Origin of the sequence: Pseudogracilibacillus auburnensis, assembly GCF_003201975.1 — a bacterium.
Lineage (GTDB): Bacteria > Bacillota > Bacilli > Bacillales > Amphibacillaceae > Pseudogracilibacillus > Pseudogracilibacillus auburnensis.
Genome location: NZ_QJJQ01000005.1, coordinates 166,624 through 186,023, shown reverse-complemented (window position 1 = coordinate 186,023; position 19,400 = coordinate 166,624). Strand labels below are relative to the sequence as shown.

Annotated in this window: 16 protein-coding genes and 1 riboswitch; of the genes, 7 read left to right on the top strand and 9 right to left on the bottom strand. The window is 35.5% G+C overall.

Annotated elements, in window-relative coordinates:
* The first annotated feature begins 283 nt into the window (after positions 1-283).
* Positions 284-1,342: a suppressor of fused domain protein gene (locus DFR56_RS09025; RefSeq protein WP_110395106.1), complete on the top strand. Its 1,059-nt coding sequence runs from the start codon at positions 284-286 to the stop codon at positions 1,340-1,342.
* 513 nt (positions 1,343-1,855) lie between these two features.
* Here DFR56_RS09025 and DFR56_RS09020 read toward each other — a convergent pair.
* Both DFR56_RS09020 and gdhA read right to left on the bottom strand, forming a co-directional pair.
* Positions 1,856-2,584: an NAD-dependent protein deacylase gene (locus DFR56_RS09020; RefSeq protein WP_110395105.1), complete on the bottom strand. Its 729-nt coding sequence runs from the start codon at positions 2,582-2,584 to the stop codon at positions 1,856-1,858.
* 193 nt (positions 2,585-2,777) lie between these two features.
* Positions 2,778-4,106 (bottom strand): NADP-specific glutamate dehydrogenase, encoded by a 1,329-nt coding sequence (gene gdhA, locus DFR56_RS09015; protein WP_372442862.1) that lies wholly within the window; start codon positions 4,104-4,106, stop codon positions 2,778-2,780.
* Positions 4,107-4,340: 234 nt separating this feature from the next.
* Here gdhA and gltC point away from each other — a divergent pair, with 234 nt between their 5' ends.
* The 4 genes from gltC to DFR56_RS08995 all read left to right on the top strand — a co-directional run bounded on the left by gltC (position 4,341) and on the right by DFR56_RS08995 (position 9,349).
* On the top strand, positions 4,341-5,246 hold the full coding sequence (gene gltC, locus DFR56_RS09010) for a glutamate biosynthesis transcriptional regulator GltC (RefSeq protein ID WP_110395103.1): 906 nt from the start codon (positions 4,341-4,343) through the stop codon (positions 5,244-5,246).
* Positions 5,247-5,320: 74 nt separating this feature from the next.
* Positions 5,321-5,511, top strand: a riboswitch (cobalamin riboswitch).
* A 154-nt stretch (positions 5,512-5,665) separates the two neighbouring features.
* Positions 5,666-7,894 (top strand): ribonucleoside-diphosphate reductase subunit alpha, encoded by a 2,229-nt coding sequence (locus tag DFR56_RS09005; RefSeq protein WP_110395102.1) that lies wholly within the window; start codon positions 5,666-5,668, stop codon positions 7,892-7,894.
* Positions 7,891-8,325, top strand: coding sequence for a flavodoxin (locus DFR56_RS09000; RefSeq protein ID WP_207519174.1), 435 nt, complete (start codon positions 7,891-7,893; stop codon positions 8,323-8,325). The genes DFR56_RS09005 and DFR56_RS09000 overlap by 4 nt, the downstream gene beginning before the upstream one ends.
* Positions 8,306-9,349: a ribonucleotide-diphosphate reductase subunit beta gene (locus DFR56_RS08995; RefSeq protein ID WP_110395100.1), complete on the top strand. Its 1,044-nt coding sequence runs from the start codon at positions 8,306-8,308 to the stop codon at positions 9,347-9,349. The genes DFR56_RS09000 and DFR56_RS08995 overlap by 20 nt, the downstream gene beginning before the upstream one ends.
* A gap of 260 nt (positions 9,350-9,609) precedes the next feature.
* Here the strand turns inward: DFR56_RS08995 and DFR56_RS08990 are convergent, their stop codons facing one another.
* Complete coding sequence (locus tag DFR56_RS08990; protein ID WP_110395099.1) at positions 9,610-10,083, bottom strand: GNAT family N-acetyltransferase; 474 nt, start codon at positions 10,081-10,083, stop codon at positions 9,610-9,612.
* A 131-nt stretch (positions 10,084-10,214) separates the two neighbouring features.
* Positions 10,215-10,409, bottom strand: a complete 195-nt coding sequence (locus DFR56_RS08985) for a hypothetical protein (RefSeq protein WP_110395098.1) — start codon at positions 10,407-10,409, stop codon at positions 10,215-10,217.
* 399 nt (positions 10,410-10,808) lie between these two features.
* Between DFR56_RS08985 and DFR56_RS08980 the strand changes: the two genes are divergently transcribed.
* Positions 10,809-11,675, top strand: coding sequence for a PhzF family phenazine biosynthesis protein (locus DFR56_RS08980; RefSeq protein WP_110395097.1), 867 nt, complete (start codon positions 10,809-10,811; stop codon positions 11,673-11,675).
* A 351-nt stretch (positions 11,676-12,026) separates the two neighbouring features.
* On the opposite strand, the gene DFR56_RS08975 is transcribed toward DFR56_RS08980, so the two are convergent.
* The 3 genes from DFR56_RS08975 to DFR56_RS08965 form a co-directional block, all read right to left on the bottom strand.
* Positions 12,027-12,683 (bottom strand): HAD family hydrolase, encoded by a 657-nt coding sequence (locus DFR56_RS08975; protein WP_110395175.1) that lies wholly within the window; start codon positions 12,681-12,683, stop codon positions 12,027-12,029.
* 409 nt (positions 12,684-13,092) lie between these two features.
* A complete protein-coding gene (locus DFR56_RS08970) occupies positions 13,093-13,623 on the bottom strand; it encodes a tubby C-terminal domain-like protein (protein WP_110395096.1) in 531 nt (176 codons plus the stop codon).
* A 663-nt stretch (positions 13,624-14,286) separates the two neighbouring features.
* A complete protein-coding gene (locus tag DFR56_RS08965) occupies positions 14,287-17,328 on the bottom strand; it encodes an efflux RND transporter permease subunit (protein ID WP_110395095.1) in 3,042 nt (1,013 codons plus the stop codon).
* A 369-nt stretch (positions 17,329-17,697) separates the two neighbouring features.
* On the opposite strand from DFR56_RS08965, the gene DFR56_RS08960 reads away from it, so the two are divergent.
* The gene (locus DFR56_RS08960; protein WP_110395094.1) at positions 17,698-18,123 is read left to right on the top strand and encodes a hypothetical protein; all 426 of its coding nucleotides are present in this window, start codon (positions 17,698-17,700) and stop codon (positions 18,121-18,123) included.
* 24 nt (positions 18,124-18,147) lie between these two features.
* Here DFR56_RS08960 and DFR56_RS08955 read toward each other — a convergent pair whose 3' ends face one another.
* Both DFR56_RS08955 and DFR56_RS08950 read right to left on the bottom strand, forming a co-directional pair.
* Complete coding sequence (locus tag DFR56_RS08955; protein ID WP_110395093.1) at positions 18,148-19,005, bottom strand: ATP-binding cassette domain-containing protein; 858 nt, start codon at positions 19,003-19,005, stop codon at positions 18,148-18,150.
* The gene (locus DFR56_RS08950) at positions 19,005-19,400 is read right to left on the bottom strand and encodes a GntR family transcriptional regulator (protein ID WP_110395092.1); all 396 of its coding nucleotides are present in this window, start codon (positions 19,398-19,400) and stop codon (positions 19,005-19,007) included. The genes DFR56_RS08955 and DFR56_RS08950 overlap by 1 nt, the downstream gene beginning before the upstream one ends.

The window sequence follows — 19,400 nt, the reverse complement described above, 5'->3', positions numbered from 1 at the left end:
CTAGCTATCCGCTAGTTTACTTACATAAGCGCAACATCACCTCTGTCGTCGCCTAACGGCTTGCCAATCGGTGTGTTTTCTTTAACGAATGCTGAGTTTTTCAAAAAACGGTAGATGGAAAAAGCCCTTGGAGCATCGACTGAGATCTTACAAGGGCTTTAGATATTTCAGGAGATATGGTGGGAAAGGAAATTTACTAAAGCCAAAGGGTATCTTTAAAAGGAGGTTTAGATAACGTATAATACTACTATTACAAAGTCTTACGTATGTCAGGGAGGATATAATGAGTGATGAAGAACTAAATTCAGTTGGTTGGGATGCAATTGATCAAGCAATGGAAAAAGTATATGGTGATCAAGAACCAAAACACTATGGAACGATGATTTCCTATATGTTAGGAGGAAATGACCCCTTAGATGGGATCAGTGTTTACGAAGCTAAAGAGCCCATGGAGCATTGGCATTTTGTCACATATGGATTTTCAGAATTACATGAAAAAGAGTCGGAAAACTTAGAGGTGAGTGGTTATGGCTTTGAATTAACGTTTAGGTTAGCAAAAAAGCATAATGAAACAGAACCACCAAGCTGGGCATTGAATTTTTTACAAAACCTTGCACGATATGTATTTAACAGTGGAAATGTGTTTAAAAATGGTGATTATATGGATGCGAATGGACCAATCTGTCTTGAATCAGATACAGAATTAACGGCACTTGCATTTGCATACGATCCCGAATTACCTAAAATGGACACACCAAACGGCACTGTTGAATTTATCCAAGTTGTCGGGATAACTGCAGACGAGTTAGAAGCGATGCAAATCTGGAATACACTTGGTGTCTTACATATTTGTACGGAATATATGCCACAACTTATAACTGACCTATTACGAACATCTTGTCTTCATAATGATAAGGTGGTTGAAGCAATTGAAACAGGAAGTGAAACAGAAGGATCAAATACTGGATTTCTGTTTAATGATCAAATAACATGGACACCTGGCGGTAAAAAGTTTTTCAAACGTATTCCGGCAATGATGACAATTGGCGCGAAACAAGCGGTCATTATTGGGAAGGTCCTTAAAGGTCGTCAAGTGAAAGAAGAACCACTCAGACTAGTAAGTAATGAAGTAACCGTCGTTTTTTCATTTAGTGATCAGCCACAATTAATAGAAGATTCGTTAGAGATTCAATTAAATAAAAAAGCAGTTGAAGAATTGATCGAACAACTTCAACCAATTGAAAAAGAATTTTCAATCCCCTCGTTAGAAAATATAGCGTTCAAAATTGTAAAAACCGAAGTGAAAGACTCAGAGGGGAAAATTGTGGAGACGATTGGTTAGATCGGTAGTAAAAGGGTCATTTGCACATATACTTTTATAGACCCTAAATAAGGGGAGAAAGTTACTTTTTAAAGGAGGGTCTGCTGAACAACTAAATTGCGTTTCATCTTACCGTTGTCTTCCGCGAAATGTGACATGCTTTCCACGGGCACGGCTTCAGCCTCCGACGCTCAGGACGTGCTAGTGCGGGTGTTGCGACAGTGCTTTTCGGTGGGACGAGCATTTAGCGGAGTCCCATGGAAGTCGCGTACTTAACCCGCCTTGGAAGAAAAACCACTTCCTGTGGGGTCTTCCGACGTACAGAATGTACTAGCGCAGACGAAGACATAAGGACGTGGCGTTCTTAGTCTGCGTTCCTCTGTTGCTTTTCCCGCTGGAGTCAGTCACTTTCGCTCCAGACAACTAGAGTAGTGCATTGCATATGCAAAGGTTTTTTGGTAAAAAAGTCAAAAGCCTTGCACTTTAATATCGAGAAAAACGGGTACAAACTATCGATGTAGATGGGATTTCTTTTTATTCAGTAAACCTAAAGTAGTCATCCAACTCAACTAATACACTTTTTATCCCCTTGTCTTGGATTACGACATCTGCATACATATCGTAATCAGTAGATTCACGGTTGATGATCACAAGTTTTGCACCATTTTCCTTTGCTACGAGTGGGAACATGTTTGCAGGTGATACAGACAAAGATGAACCAAGGACGATAAACAAGTCTGCTTTTGAAGCTTCTTGTTCCGCTTTTCTGAAGGTATCTTGTGGTAAATTTTCGCCAAACAGAACAATGCCTGGGCGAATCGTTCCACCACAGTCACAAGTCGTTTGTCCATCTAAATATGCATTTCGTTCATATTCTTTATGACAATTGTGACAGTGGAATGTTCGAAAGGAACCATGTAACTCCATCACATTGCTACTTCCGGCATCATGATGAAAAGCATCAACGTTTTGAGTAATAATTCCTTTAATACGCCCAGTTTTTTCCCACTCAGCTAAAATGAGATGCCCTTTATGTGGTTGATATTTATTTATTTCAGATAATCGATAACGATAAAAGTTTGTAAATTCCTCTGTATTATGGAGTAGTGCATGAACATTGGCAAGCTCACTTGGATTAAACTTTTCCCATAACCCACGATCTTTTGATCTAAAATCAGGTAATCCACTTTCTGTTGACATTCCTGCCCCAGTAAAAATAATAGTATGGTTCGCTTCTTGTAATAAACGTCGTAGTGTATCCAATAAAATTCTTCCTTTCCGCCTATTGGCTATCTTATCAAAATAAGGAGATGAAAGGTTTCTGTTTGCGCAATCATTATAACAAAAAAACAGTTTATATCAATGGCTACTTGCGCATTTTTAGGGCAAATATCTTAAAATAATAAAACTGTCCAAGATTATCTCCTAATCTTTGGACAGTTCTAAAATGATTATTTTAAATAACACCTTGTTCAATCATCGTATCGGCAACTTTAGTAAATCCTGCAATATTTGCGCCGATGACAAGATTACCTGGATGCTCGTATTTATTTGCTGCTCTTGTACAATTCCGATAAATATTTTTCATGATTTTTTGGAGTTCTTCATCTACTTGTTCAAATGTCCAGCTAAGACGGGCACTATTTTGCGCCATTTCAAGTGATGAACAGGCAACTCCACCAGCATTTACCGCTTGTGCCGGCCCAAATAATACGCCATTGTCCAAAAAGATATCGATCGCTTCAATCGTACATGGCATGTTTGCCCCTTCGGCAACGACTTTCACGCCATTTTTAACGAGCATGTTAGCGGACTCTTCATCAATTTCATTCTGTGTGGCACAAGGTAAGGCAATATCACATGGAACAGACCATATTTTTGAACAATCATCAAAATATTCAGCTTCTGGATGTGATTTAATATATTCACTAATTCTTGCACCTTCAGAGAATTTTATCCGTTTAATCGTTTGAAGGCTAAGACCATTTTTATCATACACATAACCGTTTGAATCACTACATGCAACTACTTTTGCTCCAAGCTTAATTGCTTTTTCCATTGCATAAATGGCCACATTACCAGATCCTGAAGTAATAATCGTCATATTACGGAAGTTCATTCTTTGATCTTTTAACATTTCGTCAACAAAATAAATTGTTCCATACCCTGTAGCTTCGGTTCGACCTAAGCTCCCACCATAATTAAGTCCTTTCCCAGTTAAAACACCAGCATGGAAGGCGCCTTGTAATCGTTTATATTGACCAAACATGTAACCAACCTCACGCCTGCTTACTCCAATATCACCAGCTGGCACATCAGTATCAGGCCCAATATGTTTATATAATTCTGTCATAAAGCTTTGGCAAAAATGCATGATCTCATTATCTGATTTTCCTTTTGGATCAAAATCAGCACCACCTTTTCCGCCACCAATCGCTTGACCAGTCAAGGAGTTTTTAAAAATTTGTGTTAAAGCTAAGAATTTCATCACACTTAAATTAACAGAAGGATGAAAGCGAATGCCACCTTTATAAGGCCCGATCGCACTATTAAATTGTACGCGGTAGCCACGATTGACTTGGACATTTCCATGATCATCAACCCACGGTACACGAAACGAAATGACTCGTTCAGGTTCGATAAGTCGTTCTAAAACATTATTTTCGATATATGTGCGGTTCTTCACAAAGACGGGTATAAGAGAATCAAAGAGGATTTTAGTCGCTTGTAAAAATTCCTTCTCATGAGGATCACGCTCTTTAATTTTTTCATATATTTTATTCATATAGTCAATGACGACTTTTTCTTCTTTTGTAACATGTTCTTTCGTACTTAACAATATCATCAGCCTCCTGTTCCAATATTTGTCTATCTGTACGATAATCTATAATGGTAAATCATTGTTTTCATTTACATAAGTATCCATAATTATATTGTACATAAATCAATCGATCTAAACAATATTAAAAATAGATATCATTAATGCCTTTGTGAGATAATAGAAGAAGAGGTGATTACTGTGGAATTAAGACAAATTAAATATTTCATTGAAGTTGCTAAAAGAGAACATGTGACAGAAGCCGCCAATGCATTACATGTCGCACAATCTGCGGTTAGCAGGCAAATATTCAATTTAGAGGAAGAATTAGGTGTCGATTTATTTATTCGTGAAGGAAGAACTGTACGCTTAACGAGAATAGGTAAAATTTTTTTAGAACATATGGAGCGTGCGATTAATGTAATTGACGATGCAAAACAAGTGGTCGAAGAATATGTAGACCCTGAAAAAGGAACCATTCATATCGGCTTTTCCGCGAGTCTTGCATCTTATATTCTTCCTACAGCAATTTATTATTTTAGAAAGCAATACCCAGATGTGAAATTTGTGTTAAATCAAGGTTCCTATAGTGAGTTAATTGAAGCAGTCATTAAAGGTGAAATTAATATAGCTATTCTTGGGCCCATTCCTGCTGAACAAGAAAAAATAAAGAGTACGGTCCTATTTACAGAAGATATTATTGCTCTTTTACCGACGAATCATCCACTTTCAAGACGTTCATCGATAAAGTTAATCGAGTTACGAGATGACTCCTTCGTTTTATTTCCAAAAGGATTTATATTACGTGATGTTATTATGGAAGGCTGTTTACAAAGAGGATTTCAGCCAAAGGTTTCCTTTGAAGGTAAAGATCTTGATGCAATTAAAGGATTGGTTTCCGCGGGACTTGGTGTTACACTTATTCCAGAAGTAACGATTGTGGATTGTTTGCCGCGAGCAACAGTAAAAATACCTATTATTGAACCGAATTTAAAACGTTCAGTGGGGTCCATTATACCTACGGAACGGGAACTTCTTCCGACTGAAAAATTGTTTCATCAATTTATTAAAGACTTTTTCATGCGTCTTGAACATTACCAAAATTAATATTTTTTCATTGCTTTCAATCATTTTCTGTGCTACGATAAATACAACATATTGATCAAGCTTACAAATTCATACAATATATAGTGAAAAAAGGTGGCACGAACGTGTCTTGAAAGGGAATCTAGTGCAATGCTAGAACTGCCCCCGCAACTGTAAATGGGACGAAAAACAACCACTTTACTAACTTGTTATTTGCAGGTAGTATGGGAAGGTTTCAAGTAGAATGACCATGAGTCAGGAGACCTGCCTTTTTTCAATTAGTTTCATTTCTCCGGGGTGAGGGATTATGGGGCGGCGTGACTTTAAAGACGATAAATGTTTCGTTTTGTCTTTTTTTGCCGTTTATCCATCGTCGGGTAAACGGTTTTTCAATTTCCTTCCCTTAGAGAAAACATCTTAACTTATTTAGGAGGATTCACATGACAACAGTAATAAAAAAACCAAAAATTTCTCAAATTATTGAACAGGCTGAGAAAAACTTACATTTAGATACAACAGATTTTATCGAAAAAATAAATCGAACGATTGCAGAAGATGCAGATTTTGACGAAATAACAGATGGATTGGTTAAAAATGCACTTGAAAACATTGATGAGGCAAATCCTGATTGGACATTTTTTGCAAGTCGAATTTATTTACGGCAATTATATCGTGAAGCAGCACAAAATCGTAACTATGATGAATCTAGTCAATACGGAAATTTCTATGAACTAATTCAAATCTTAACGGAAAAAGGTATTTATACACCTGCTTTACTAGAAAAGTATTCAAAAGAAGAGATTACATATTTTGACGAACAAATGGATCCGAAAAAAGATGAATTATTTCACTACTTAGCATTGTATTCTTTAGCAACAAGGTATTTAGCAACTGATCATGAAAAAAATGTGTATGAATTACCACAAGAACGTTGGATGATCATTGCGATGCATTTAATGCAAGATGAAGATCGCTCGAAGCGAAAAGAGCTAGTATTTGAAGCATACTGGGCTTTAAGTAATTTGTATATGACCGTTGCTACTCCGACGATGAACAACGCGGGGAAAACACATGGACAGTTATCAAGCTGCTTTATTGATACGGTAGATGATAGCTTACAATCGATTTATGATGTGAACACTGATGTAGCACAATTATCGAAAAACGGTGGTGGAATCGGTGTTTATATGGGGAAAGTTCGCGGACGTGGTAGTTCGATTAAAGGGTTTAAAGGGATGTCAAGTGGGGTAGTCCCATGGATTAGACAGTTAAACAATACAGCTGTTAGTGTAGATCAATTGGGAACGAGAAAAGGTGCAATTGCTATTTATTTAGATATTTGGCACATTGATATTGAACCTTTCCTCGATTTGAAACTAAACAATGGAGATGCGCGCATGCGAGCGCACGATATTTTCCCGGGGGTATGTTTACCTGATTACTTTATGGAACAAGTAGAAGCCCGTGGAGATTGGTATTTATTTGATCCTCATGAAGTACGGCAAGTAATGGGTTTTTCACTCGAAGATTTTTATGATGAAGAAAAAGGTCGTGGAACGTGGCGTGAAAAATACGAACAATGTATTCAAAATGATGCATTAACGAAGAAAAAAGTGGCCGCAATTGACATGATGAAACGAATCATGGTTTCACAACTAGAAACAGGGACACCGTTTATGTTTTATCGTGATGAAGTCAATCGAAAGAACAATAATGATCATGCGGGAATTATTTACTGTTCTAACCTATGTACGGAAATTACCCAAAACCAGACTCCGACACAGTTTTTGGAAGAATATATCGAAAATGAAGACACGATTGTAAAGAAATATAAAACTGGTGATTATGTTGTTTGTAATTTAAGTTCGATTAATCTCGGACGAGCTGTGCCAAATAATGTACTTGAACGTCTCGTACCAATTCAAATTAGAATGCTAGATAATGTGATTGATATTAACACACTACCGATTAAGCAAGCACAACTAACGAACCAGAAGTATAGAGCTATTGGTTTAGGCACGTTTGGTTGGCATCATTTGCTTGCACTTAAAGGAATCCATTGGGAATCGGAAGAAGCACTTGAATTTACCGATACACTGTATGAAAAAATTGCTTACTTAACAATTAAAGCTAGCATGGAATTAAGTAAAGAAAAAGGTCATTATCCAATGTATCCAGGTAGTAAATGGGAAACGGGAGCCTATTTTGGCATACGAAATTATGTCGATGAAAAGTGGCAGAAATTACAGGATGAAGTGAAGGAAAATGGTATCCGAAACGGGTATTTAATGGCGGTTGCCCCTAACTCGTCTACGGCGATGATTGCGGGCTCAACTGCAAGCATCGATCCAATTTTCCAAGTGTTTTATTACGAAGAAAAGAAAGACTTTAAAATTCCGGTCACTGCACCAGAGTTAACACATGAAACATATGATATTTACCGAAAATCTGCTTATATTGTTGACCAAAGATGGTCTGTGAAACAAAATGCAGTAAGACAAAAACATATTGATCAAAGCATTTCGTTTAATATGTATGTGCCGAATACGATTCGTGCATCCGTTTTATTAAACTTACATCTTCAAGCATGGAGTGAAGGGTTAAAAACATCTTATTATGTACGTTCCACGGCAAACGATGTCGAAGAATGTGAGTGGTGTCATTCATGAGAACATTAATTTCTTACTTATCTTATAGTGGAAATACGGAAGAAGTTGCCCAATATATTGAAAGCAGATTAAAGCACGAAGGTTTCGATGTTGACATGCACGAAATAGGAATCGATCTAACACCAGATGTTTCCGTGTACGATTTTATTTTCCTTGGAACCTTTACTTGGGATTTAGGAAGTACACCCGAGGAAATGAAGGACTTCATATGGGACGTTGGTTATAAACCAGAAAATGTTGCCGTTTTTGGTTCTGGAGACACTCAATTTGGTGGAGATTCGTTATTTTGTAAAGCAGTCGATAAGTTAGTAACTTTTTATCATAGTAAATGGGAAGGGTTAAAAGTTGAACAATCACCAAGGGGACATCAAGAAAAATATATTGATTCTTGGTTAGAAAGGGTGTTGGAAGATGTCCGAGTTATTGCTTGAACGTGCAAAAACATTAGAACCACGGAATCCTAATAAATCAACAGGTATTTTTGGTGGGAAATCAAGCGGGATTTTAAACTGGAATGATATTGCCTATCCACATTGGTATAAAATGTATAAACGGTTGGTCGGTAATTATTGGCAAGCAGATGAAGTAAATATGGCGAGTGATGTGAAACAGTTTCCAACATTGACAAAGGAAGAACAAGATGCATATTTAAAAATTATTGGTTTGCTTTCGACGCTCGATGCACCGCAAACGAGAACAGCTTTATTATTTTCTTTATATGCAACCGATCCATCTGTACAATCGATTATGGCAGTAATCGCCCAGCAGGAAGCAGTTCATAATGAGTCTTATTCCTATGTTCTTTCGTCCGTCGTTTCGCTTAAAGATCAAAACGAATCATTTGAGTTAGGGAGAAAAGATCCAGTTTTATTAAAGCGTAATGATGCGATTATGAACCATTACAACGCATTTGTTGACGAGCCGACGATTGAAAATATTTTAAGAACGATGGTTTATACGATTTTACTTGAAGGAATGTTTTTCTATTCTGGATTTGCCTTCTTCTACAATTTAGCAAGGCATAATAAAATGGTGGGAACTTCAACAATGGTTAGTTATATTAATCGTGATGAATTAGAACATGGCAGATTTATCTCAGAAATGTTCCGCGCTACATTAGCGGAAAACCCAGAGTATAATAATGAACAGTTTATTGAATGGGTTTATGAAAGCTTTAAACAGTCAGTTGATCTTGAAATTGAATGGTCTACCTATGTATTAAAAAATGTAGATGGAATTGATTTAGAAGAAATGGCTGGTTATGTCAAGTATCGTGCGAATAAGATGTTACGGATGATGGGGCTAAGTGAGCTATATAGAGAACATGTTGAAAACCCTATGAAATGGATTCGCGCGTATGTCGACAATTTTGACGGCACGAAAACAGACTTCTTTGAACAAACATCAAGGCAATATACGAAAACAAGTGATTTAAATGGATTCGATGATTTATAAAAATTCAAACGGGTTTAGTGACAGGGAAAAAACAGTAATGACTAGATAAAAATCAAGCGAATAGATATACAAATTGACAACGAATGAACAGCATAAATAGCAAGTGCAAAAGCTCAGATTAAATCTGAGCTTTTTTAACGTGATAAGTTACTATTTTAGTTAACAATTGGGCGGTTGTGGAGATCAAGATGATGATTGTGGTTGCTGCCTTTATCTTGTTGAGCTAACGGAACCGTTGACTTAATAGAATTTTTAGAATTCTATAATCGTAAAGTCATCTTCCTACTAAGATTTTCCATTGCGAAACTTTCATAAAAAGTAATAGCTTTCTCGTTGAACTCCCAAACGTTTAAATCTAGTGAAAATGCTCCTTTGTTTTTGGACCATTCCACGCATGCTTTAAATAATTTGCTTCCAATCCCCCTTCTTTGACAACTAGATTTAACCCCAAAATCATTCATATTGGCAAATAATCTCGGCGTCATAGACTGAAAGGGCGGGGATTCGTTTAGTTCCATTACCGCATACCCAACTATTTCTTTGTTTATTTTAGCGACCAAAATATCAGTGTTTGGGTTTTCTAATAATTCTCGGAAGTAGCTTTCGGGCATTACTTGATCAACTTTACTAAAAATATGAGGTAACACTTCTGAATGTTCATCTTGCCCCTCTTTAACAATCAAGTTAATATCGTAGAAATCATCCATGTTGGCAAATTCTAAATTAACTTCCACTCCAATTCCCTCCCATTCTATATCCGAATCGATACAAGATTGTTCCACTATTTGGCCTATTGTTGAAGATGAGAACTGTTCTTGATCAATCTTCCACTTTTTGATCTCAAAAGTGCAGAATGAACCCCTCTTTAAAATTGTACATTTTGAAAAAGGGAAATGACTAGAATTAGTGTTGATAAGGTACCTGCCGACATTAAAATTATTATTTTACGTCCGTTTTTTTCTTTATTATTCTCTTTCGAAGATTTTACAATCTCTCGGGATACCGCACTCCATATTACTATAGATACTGAAGCTACTATGATAATAATATTCGTAGACATATTTGATACCTCCCGCTTCATTTATGCTTTGACTAAATTTTAACATACATTATTCCTCAACTGTACCCGATAAACGAATACGTTATGCGGCTAATGGGCTATTATATACAGTATTAGCAAACAAACCCTTTGAATGATGCACCTTTTATCTTTGTTTATATGTATCCATAGATAGGCGTTTAAAGTTTTATTTTGGAGCCTCTGTGGGTATATTTGGAAGTGAAAAATGATGTATATGGGATTAAATTTATAAATGGAAATAATGACAAAATTGCAGGTTGCATAAAACTTGCAGATTTTAGGATTAGTAATATTATTCATTACTGCGTTAAAACCCCCGTAAGTTGAATAAGAAATGATATAATATACTACAATTAAAAATTAGGAGTTGTAATATTGATGGATTTTTATCTTGTTGATGTATTCGCAGAAGAAAAATATCAAGGTAACCAATTAGCTGTACTTATTCCCTCGAGAACTTTATCTACAGAAGAAATGCAAAAGATTGCAAGAGAGATAAACTTTAATGAAACAGCATTCATTTTATCTGACAAACAAGACAACGGAGGATACGATGTTCGAATATTTACTCCTGATGTAGAGGTTCCTTTTGCTGGCCATCCAACATTAGGAACAGCATTTATCATTCAGAAAGTTTTAGAAAACAATGAAAGTAAACAAATAACTCTAAACCTTAAAGTAGGACAAATACCAGTAAATATTGAAGGTGAACAATTAATAATGAAGCAAAACCCACCCGAATTAGGAACGATTATTCCTGATCGAGATATTTTCACTGAAATATTACAGATACCAAATGAAGATATTGATTCCCGTTTTCCAATTCAAATTGTATCAACTGGATTACCATCAGTAATTGTTCCTCTTTGTTCATTGGATGCTGTAAATCGTTGCAAGATCAATCATAATAATTATCAAAATTTCATTGATAACGTTATAAAAGCAAATATTCTAGTCTTTACTCCTGAAACCAAACTAAAAGAAAATGATTTAAATGTAAGAGTATTTGTAGATGACACAGGATTCCCTGAAGATCCTGCGACTGGAAGTGCAAACGGAAATCTTGCTGGATACCTTATCGAACATAACTTTTTTGAAAGTAAAAATATAGTGTACAGAGTTGAACAAGGGCTCCAAATGGGAAGACCATCTATTTTAAACATACAAGCTAAAAACTCCCAAAATTCCATTGAAATCTTTGTAGGCGGTAAAGTATTTTTAATTGCAAAAGGAGAGTGGTATTAATATAAAGAAGTCAGATCCGGGCTTTTTTAGACTAATATTTTATCATTTAATTCATATCTTGCGATTCCCTTCACTAAGAAGCACTCACTACTTATTAAAGGATTGTATCTTTGCTTACGTTTAATAATGTATATAAGCGCACGTTTATTGAATGACGAAAATAGAAACAAGAATGCAAATTAGCTTATTTTACTTCAACTAACGCTCTTTCGTTAGTCCAACAACGATCTAGTTATTAAACGTCTTTTTAATATTGTTTGGTTCTATCTTTTCTTCTTTTCGATCATCATCATTATTGTTTTTACTCATTATAAAAATATAGTGAAGTAAAACAACTTCCGATTATGTCTATTATGTAAAATGACTTACTAATCTATCAAAAGAATGGATCTCGGCATATGGTTTTATTTCGGTATCATTCTTGATCATATGAGGATTGAACCATATGCCCTTTATATTTGCGTTTTGACAACCACCAATATCCTTTTCTAGGTCATCTCCAACGAATAATGCAGCTTCTGGTTGCACATTAAGCTTATTTAATGCTAAGTCAAATATGCGTTTGTCAGGTTTACTTAATCCCACTTCTTCAGATATAATGATGAGATTAAAATAACTATTTAAATTACTGTTCGTTATTTTAGCTTTTTGTCTCTGAGTTGAGCCGTTGGTTATAATTGCAATTTTACCTTGCTTCTTTATAGTATTTACGACATTTAAAGTGTTTTGGTTTATAGAAAAACAATGAGGAAAATGATTATTCCAAAAATCTTGAATGTAATTGCGATGCAATCTATACTTTGGTGGAAATTCATCAAATAATGACCCCAAAACTTTTGTTTTATCATTATAGCCATAGTATCTCTTGTCATATTCTTTGAATCTTTGCAACATTTCGTTTTTCGTTGAATGTTTAATATCCTCATAACACTTTTCTAAAATAATTAAAAACATTTTATCTACTGCCTTATCCCTGTTAAGTAAGGTGTCATCTAGATCAAATAGCATAGCTTTATAATTTTTCAAATAACTTCACAGCCTTTCTCATATTGTATGGATAATCCCCAGGAGCCTTGGACAAAAGTGTTTTCACCAAAGAAAAATCCGAACAATGGTAGATGCATGTAACCCGCTCCGGAAATATACTTCGCTTTCACCACAGGGCATAAGAGCGACATCTGTTCAACCTGCGCTATCGCTTGTTTTCACAGTGTCTCCTTTACCGCGGGCGGCTGGTGAGCCTCCCTTACTATGCTCGTTGTGGGGGCTCTCCTAGGCCTTTTTTTCCGCAGGAGTCTGCGTATATTTCCACCGCTCAGATAAGCATTGTTCGTTTTTAGATTTGGCTGTTTTAGTTATGTCTCAGCCCCCTTAGTTCGTCCTTTCAAACATGTGCCCGATTATGGAAGCACTAGTACTAATAAGTCAAATTCATTACATAATAAATCCCCAGTAACTCAATAATTGTGAGATCATTCGTTTGAGTTATGGTTTTCAGTGACGGGGGAATCTTTTTATCCATTCTAATAGTCGCGCAGGTAATATCATTTAAGCTAATTTCACAAGTACGATTAAATATATCTTTTCTAAAAACATATTCTTTATTATTTTTATGATAGACCATACGAGGGTTGGTGCTAACCTTTGTTTTATCTTCTAACAAAAATTTACTTTCTTCGCCAGCATCATTTAAAAATATATCCCATTTTAATTTTATTAAATTCGATTTAAAAGACCGCTCTCTTATTTGTAAATGATAAACGCCATTTTCACCATCAATATTTATTCTTTCCAAAAAGGATAACGACAAAGGCAAATAATGAATAAGCTTATCCCAGAAATTTTTATACCTTCGCTGAATAAAACCAACCTGCACACTATTTGAATCATTAATTGCTATCGGTTTATCTAAGTATTTCCGCATTGGTAAAACCGAAAAAAATTCCATAAATCTTTGTCCCCCAGTACGTTATTCAATAAAATGTCCTGTTTGTTGAATGTAATATTAGTTATACCGTGTATTCATCCTAACATAAATATTTTAATACCTTCAAAAAAATCACATGTCTATTTGAACCGTCTTAGATAAAATATTTTGGGTTCTATCGACCTCATTGTCATCACATTCTTACTTAACTATCACACTACATAGCAATAACAATCAATTTAACAATGACCTTATACACGAATGGAGGTTGGGACAAAACGAAAACAATCAAATTAAAGACAAAAAATATCCAACCTAGGTGAAGGAAATATATCCTTGGCGGCTAAAAACGGTCACGTCCTGAGACTGTGCTAAATGCTCGTCACAACGTAAAAGTTTGTGCCCAATGCCCTCGACTAGCATGTGTTTTATGCTTCGCGAGATGAAAAATGTCACGTGGGATAGCGCCTCATTCCCTTCGTTTGTTTTACCGCTAGAATAAGGAAAGGTATCAGGGAGTCCCACAATGCGTCTGCGAAGCTACTAAGCAAATGAATAGTACGATAGACAAGTGGCAAATAACGAATCGACCTTACAAAATTCTAAATCGCATCATTAGGCAATTTAACATGTAAAAAAGCTCAAGCACCTTATATTTAGATGCTCGAGCTTTTAACATTATTCTTACTGGGCTTTTAGTTTAACTTCGGATAGTTTTTTCGACTTTTTTCGTTTGAAAATACGACTAAATCCATTTCCAATATCCTCAAAAAACAGGTAGACTGCCGGGATTAAAAGTAACGAAATAAAGGTAGAGAATAATAATCCCGAAATAATCACAACCGCTAGAGGGGATTGATAATCACTAGATGTCCCTGAAGCAAATGCTAGGGGCAACATACCACCGACTGTCGTTAATGTTGTCATGAAAATGGGTCTAATACGATCTTTTCCAGCATCGACTATTGCCTGTTTTACATTTTTGCCTTCATTTCGTATTTGTTTCACACGGTCAATTAATAAAATTCCATTGTTTAAAACAATACCGACAAGCATGATCACTCCAATTCCCGACATAAGATTTAATTCCTTTTGCGTTAAAAAGAGCCCAATAATCACTCCAGTTATCGTTAACGGAATAATGAATAAAATAATGATTGGATGTTTAAAGCTATTAAATTGAATCGCCATTACTACAAATACTAAGAAGAGGGAGATGGCAAAAATAACGAGTAAATCTTGAAACGCTTTTTGCTGCTCTTCTAAATCCCCACCTAATGAGACAGCATATCCATCATCAATGTCCATATTTTGAATGGCCTTTTGTACTTCTAGATTGACTGAACCTAAATCTTTCCCTTCAATATCTGCGGTAACATTAATATATCGTTCGCCATTATAACGATCAATTTGAGATAAAGAAGATACCTTTTCTAATGAAACATAATTAGATAGTTTCTTTTCTCCATTTGCGGTCATTATTTCCTTTTGTAATAATTGCTTTTTTTCTTTAATCGATAAGTCATTTTTTAATATGACCGAAACAGTTTCCCCATTTTGTCTGAATTCACTAACTGGGCTATCAGAAAACATTTGTGATAGTTGTGCCGATACATAGGAGGCAGTTATCTCGTCATCTTTCATATTTTTTTCATTTAACTGAACAGAGAATTCCTCTGTATTTTCCCCCACTTGCATTTTAACGGAGACAACATGGTCTATTTGCTTTAATTCATTTGTAACCTTTTCTCCAATATGTTGAAGTGTTTGTAAGTTTTCTCCACTTACCTGAACCTCTACAGGTAAACTTGTCATACCATCCATCGCAGATCCAACATTTGTAACTGGATATTTTCTTTCTAATTCACGAAACTTTTGTAAAATTTGTTCATTCACTTCATTTTGTTCCATCGTTTTCTCTTCAGCTGGTGTCATATGAACGATCGCAAACATAACGCCCATATTATCCATGATAATATTATTTTCCACATCAGGAATCGTTTCTAATTGTTCGTTCATTTTAGCAGCTATTTCCGCACGCTCAGAAGGTGTAACTCCAGGCTCTAATTCAACAATGACCTCTGCATATCGATTCATAATATCAGGCATAAATGTCATTGGAACTTTAGCTAGTAATAGGAAGGAGCTAATAAACATTGCAATAAAAAGGCCAATAATTCCGATTCGACGACGTTTTTTTCTTGTCATCCAGGCAAGGATCTTCCCATATTTTTCGATTAATTGTAGTTTCCCTTTTGTTTTCTTTTTCTTCACTCGTAAAAAGTTTTCTGCAAGTGATGGAATAACAGTAAATGCTATGATAACGGAACTAATAAGTGTTACTGCAATAACGACCGTTAAAATAATCATCATTTTTCCAACATCATCATCTAATAAAACAATTGGAACAAAAACAACTATTGTAGTTAACATAGATGACAATACAGCTGCGGCTACTTCTTTTGTTCCGGTAACAACGGCTTCTAGATTGGATAATCCTTGTTCTTTCTTCTTAAAAATCGACTCCAAAACAACAATAGAAGCATCAACCATCATACCAATTCCAAGCCCTAGCCCAATCAAACTTAACAGGTTAAAGCTGTAGTCGAGAAGTGTCATCGTTAAAATGGTTAAAAGTATGGATGTTGGAATAGATAAACCGATAATAAAAGTAGCTCTAATATTCCGTAAAAACAGTAGTAAAACAATAATCGCGATGATTCCGCCAATTAAAATATTATCTACAACGCCTTCAATCGCACTGGTAACATAGTCCGCTTGAGCAGCAATTTCACTTATGCTTATACCATTAGAATGTTCTTCGTTAATTTTTTTAATTTCAGCCCTGACAGCTTCTGTCATATCAATTTGTGTATATCCATCCGCTCTTCCAACTTGTAATAAGAGAAATTCTGGATCACCGTTTTTCCAGGCAACATTTTTTTGCTCAGCAATTTCTTCTTTTACGGACGCAATATCTGTTAAACGTTTAATTCCTTCATTTGTTTGAAAGGAAATACGTTTAATGTCGTCTATGTCGTTAAACGTAGTATTCCAACGAAGTGTCGGTTTGCCCGCTTCATCTTCAAAACTTCCGATAGACGTGTTTGTATTCATTTGTTGAATAAGCGGAATAATTTCATCCTGACTTAATCCATAGTCTTCTAATTTTTCTGTCTTTAAAGTAATAACAATTTCTTTTTCTTCAAGGCCAGCTACCGCGACTTCCCGCACCTCACTCAAAGATTCAAGACGTGGCTGGATCACATTTTTAGCAAAGGACGACATTTCGGTTAAATTGCCTCCAGATAGATCCAAGAAAAACTCAAATGATTGACTTGTCGATGCTTGCATAACAAACACATCTCTAACTCCATGTATATCGTTTGTTATGCTATGTACTTGGGATTCAATATCTTTTGTTACTTCTTCTCCTTTTCCAGTTTCACTGTTAACAGCAATCACGCTCTCACCAACTGAAGAGGTAGATTCATAATCATTTACATCTTGCATACTATCCAAAGATTGTTCAATTGGTATCGTAATAAATTGCTCTACATCTTCAGCAGGCATGTCTTCTGTTTCAATCATAATCAAAGTTTGGTCAAATGATATAGGTGGAAAAAGCTCTTTATCTAGCTTTGTAATGCCATAAAGACCGTATCCAAAAATAAAAATGACAAATAACATAACGATAATCTTTCTTTTTAATAAAAAACGTAGCATGATATGTACTCCTTTCAAAATTTCAACTCAATTGGTTAGTCACATGTGTAATTAACCATATAACCTAAAGGGAGAATTGTCAACACCCTATAAAAATGATTCTTATTAATCATAGCAACCTTTTCTTTGTTGGAAAAACGGCTAAAGAGTTAAAAAAATATACGACTTGGGGCTTATGTGAATGTTTATCTTGGCAAATAAGAAAGTCTAAAACCTTTTTACTACATAAGCGTAACTTAGGTTATTCGCAGTAAAGGCTAGGAGAATGCCAAATTTTCCAATGAATCCAGAACACTCAATGTATTTCGGCTCATTTTATGGTAAAATGAAGGAAAGTTAGTTACCTTATTATGGAAAAGGTTGATGTATATGGTTGTTTTTAAAAGTGTTAAACTTTATGGTTTGTATGCATTATTTTTGTTTATTTTGTTGATCGCTATTTTTGCAATTGAATTTCAGTTAAAACTTCATGGAAGCACTACGTTTCAAGTATGGCCAGAATTACTGTTCGGGATTATTGCTTATCCGTTTATTGGTGGAATAATAGGTGGATTGCATCTAATCAAAGAGCGTCGGAAGAAAGGAAAATGGCGAGTCAATATTGGAAAGATAATGATCATTGGTTTACCAGCAATGTATTTAGCTTACTATCCATTTATCTACTTTTCTAATACACTTCATTTTCTAAGCATTCCTAATGTTTTTTTGGCGCAAGCAATCATTAGTGGATCTGCCCCTTATATTTGTCGAATGTTGCTAGGGTACATCATAGTCACAAGTTTTTATAAAGAATAAAAACTCGCTTGTTTAGCGAGTTTTCTACATATCCATTTTATTTGCTAGTATGAGCGTAATCATTTCTTCTAAATCTGGTGTCATGCTGTTCATTGGGGTAATGTCATGTGCAGCAAAATATTGTTCGGATAAATCTGGTTGATTAGAAATGACTTCATGTTCTGCTCGGAAAACTTCACCAGGTATTGTTTCGAATCCAGGTAAACCAGTTACCCAATATTTTCGGTATTTTTCCGTTAGGGATTCTTTCTCAAAAAGACCAAGCATCTTTCCACTGCGTAAAAGAACAATAAAGTCGGCCAATTTTTTAATATCTTCTGCTTGATGGCTTGCAAGAATAATTGCGCGTTCCTCTTTTTCCATCCAATCAACTAATAAATCGACAACGATCTTTTTAGATGGAATATCCATAAAAGATGTCGGTTCATCTAGCATTAATACTTTTGCATTTCTCGGAAGCGTTAAAGCTAGGGTTAATTTCTGTTGGACACCTTGAGAAAGTTTGCCAAACTTCTTGTTAAGCGGAACATGTAATTCATTGATGATGTGGAGGAACAGCTTTTCGTCCCAAGTAGGATACCAGTGTGATATAAGCTGATGTAAATCTTCTCCTGTAAAGGCATCATATCCGACTACTGTTTGTGGTTGGTAAGCCAAATCCTTTTTCCAGTCTCCCTCTTTTTCTAATAAACCAAATCGATCAATCTGTCCTTTATCTGCATTGACTAGATCCATGATTATTTTTAGTAACGTACTTTTTCCTGAACCATTATCTCCAACCAATGCAGTAATTGTTCCGGGTTCGATGAGGAAATCAATGGGACCGAGTGTAAAATCATCGATCTTTTTTTCGAGATGCTCAATGTTAATAAATGGTTGCATTATTTTTTACCTCCTTGGTATTCATTTAAAATGGATGTGAACATATCCATTATTTGTTTAGCGTTATAGTCATAACTTATCGCTGTTCGAACAGCAGTATCTAAAGCGTCGTATACTGCAGATTCTTTTGTTTTTTCTTTTCGGGTCTTTTCAATTTGGGCAACAAAAGTCCCCTTTCCTTGGATCGTTTGAATAAACCCGTCATTTTCTAAATTTTGATACGCTCTTCTTGTCGTAATGACACTTACTTCTAAATCTTTTGATAAAACTCGTATCGATGGAAGGGTGGCACCTGCAGCTAAATGACCTCCAGCAATCAATGCCTTTAATTGCTTTTCAATTTGGTGATAGATTGGCTCTCTCGAATCTTTTGATAGTGTAATCGGTACATTCAT

What these genes read in the sequence shown, in the direction of transcription:
- DFR56_RS09005 (WP_110395102.1), top strand. Translation starts at nt 5,666, where the DNA reads ATGACAACAGTAATAAAAAAACCAAAAATTTCTCAAATTATTGAACAG.
- DFR56_RS08965 (WP_110395095.1), bottom strand. Translation starts at nt 17,328, where the DNA reads ATGCTACGTTTTTTATTAAAAAGAAAGATTATCGTTATGTTATTTGTC.
- DFR56_RS08970 (WP_110395096.1), bottom strand. Translation starts at nt 13,623, where the DNA reads ATGGAATTTTTTTCGGTTTTACCAATGCGGAAATACTTAGATAAACCG.
- DFR56_RS08950 (WP_110395092.1), bottom strand. Translation starts at nt 19,400, where the DNA reads ATGAATGTACCGATTACACTATCAAAAGATTCGAGAGAGCCAATCTAT.
- DFR56_RS08960 (WP_110395094.1), top strand. Translation starts at nt 17,698, where the DNA reads ATGGTTGTTTTTAAAAGTGTTAAACTTTATGGTTTGTATGCATTATTT.
- DFR56_RS08980 (WP_110395097.1), top strand. Translation starts at nt 10,809, where the DNA reads ATGGATTTTTATCTTGTTGATGTATTCGCAGAAGAAAAATATCAAGGT.
- DFR56_RS09025 (WP_110395106.1), top strand. Translation starts at nt 284, where the DNA reads ATGAGTGATGAAGAACTAAATTCAGTTGGTTGGGATGCAATTGATCAA.
- DFR56_RS08975 (WP_110395175.1), bottom strand. Translation starts at nt 12,683, where the DNA reads ATGCTATTTGATCTAGATGACACCTTACTTAACAGGGATAAGGCAGTA.
- DFR56_RS08955 (WP_110395093.1), bottom strand. Translation starts at nt 19,005, where the DNA reads ATGCAACCATTTATTAACATTGAGCATCTCGAAAAAAAGATCGATGAT.
- DFR56_RS08995 (WP_110395100.1), top strand. Translation starts at nt 8,306, where the DNA reads ATGTCCGAGTTATTGCTTGAACGTGCAAAAACATTAGAACCACGGAAT.
- DFR56_RS08985 (WP_110395098.1), bottom strand. Translation starts at nt 10,409, where the DNA reads ATGTCTACGAATATTATTATCATAGTAGCTTCAGTATCTATAGTAATA.
- gdhA (WP_372442862.1), bottom strand. Translation starts at nt 4,106, where the DNA reads ATGAATAAAATATATGAAAAAATTAAAGAGCGTGATCCTCATGAGAAG.
- DFR56_RS09000 (WP_207519174.1), top strand. Translation starts at nt 7,891, where the DNA reads ATGAGAACATTAATTTCTTACTTATCTTATAGTGGAAATACGGAAGAA.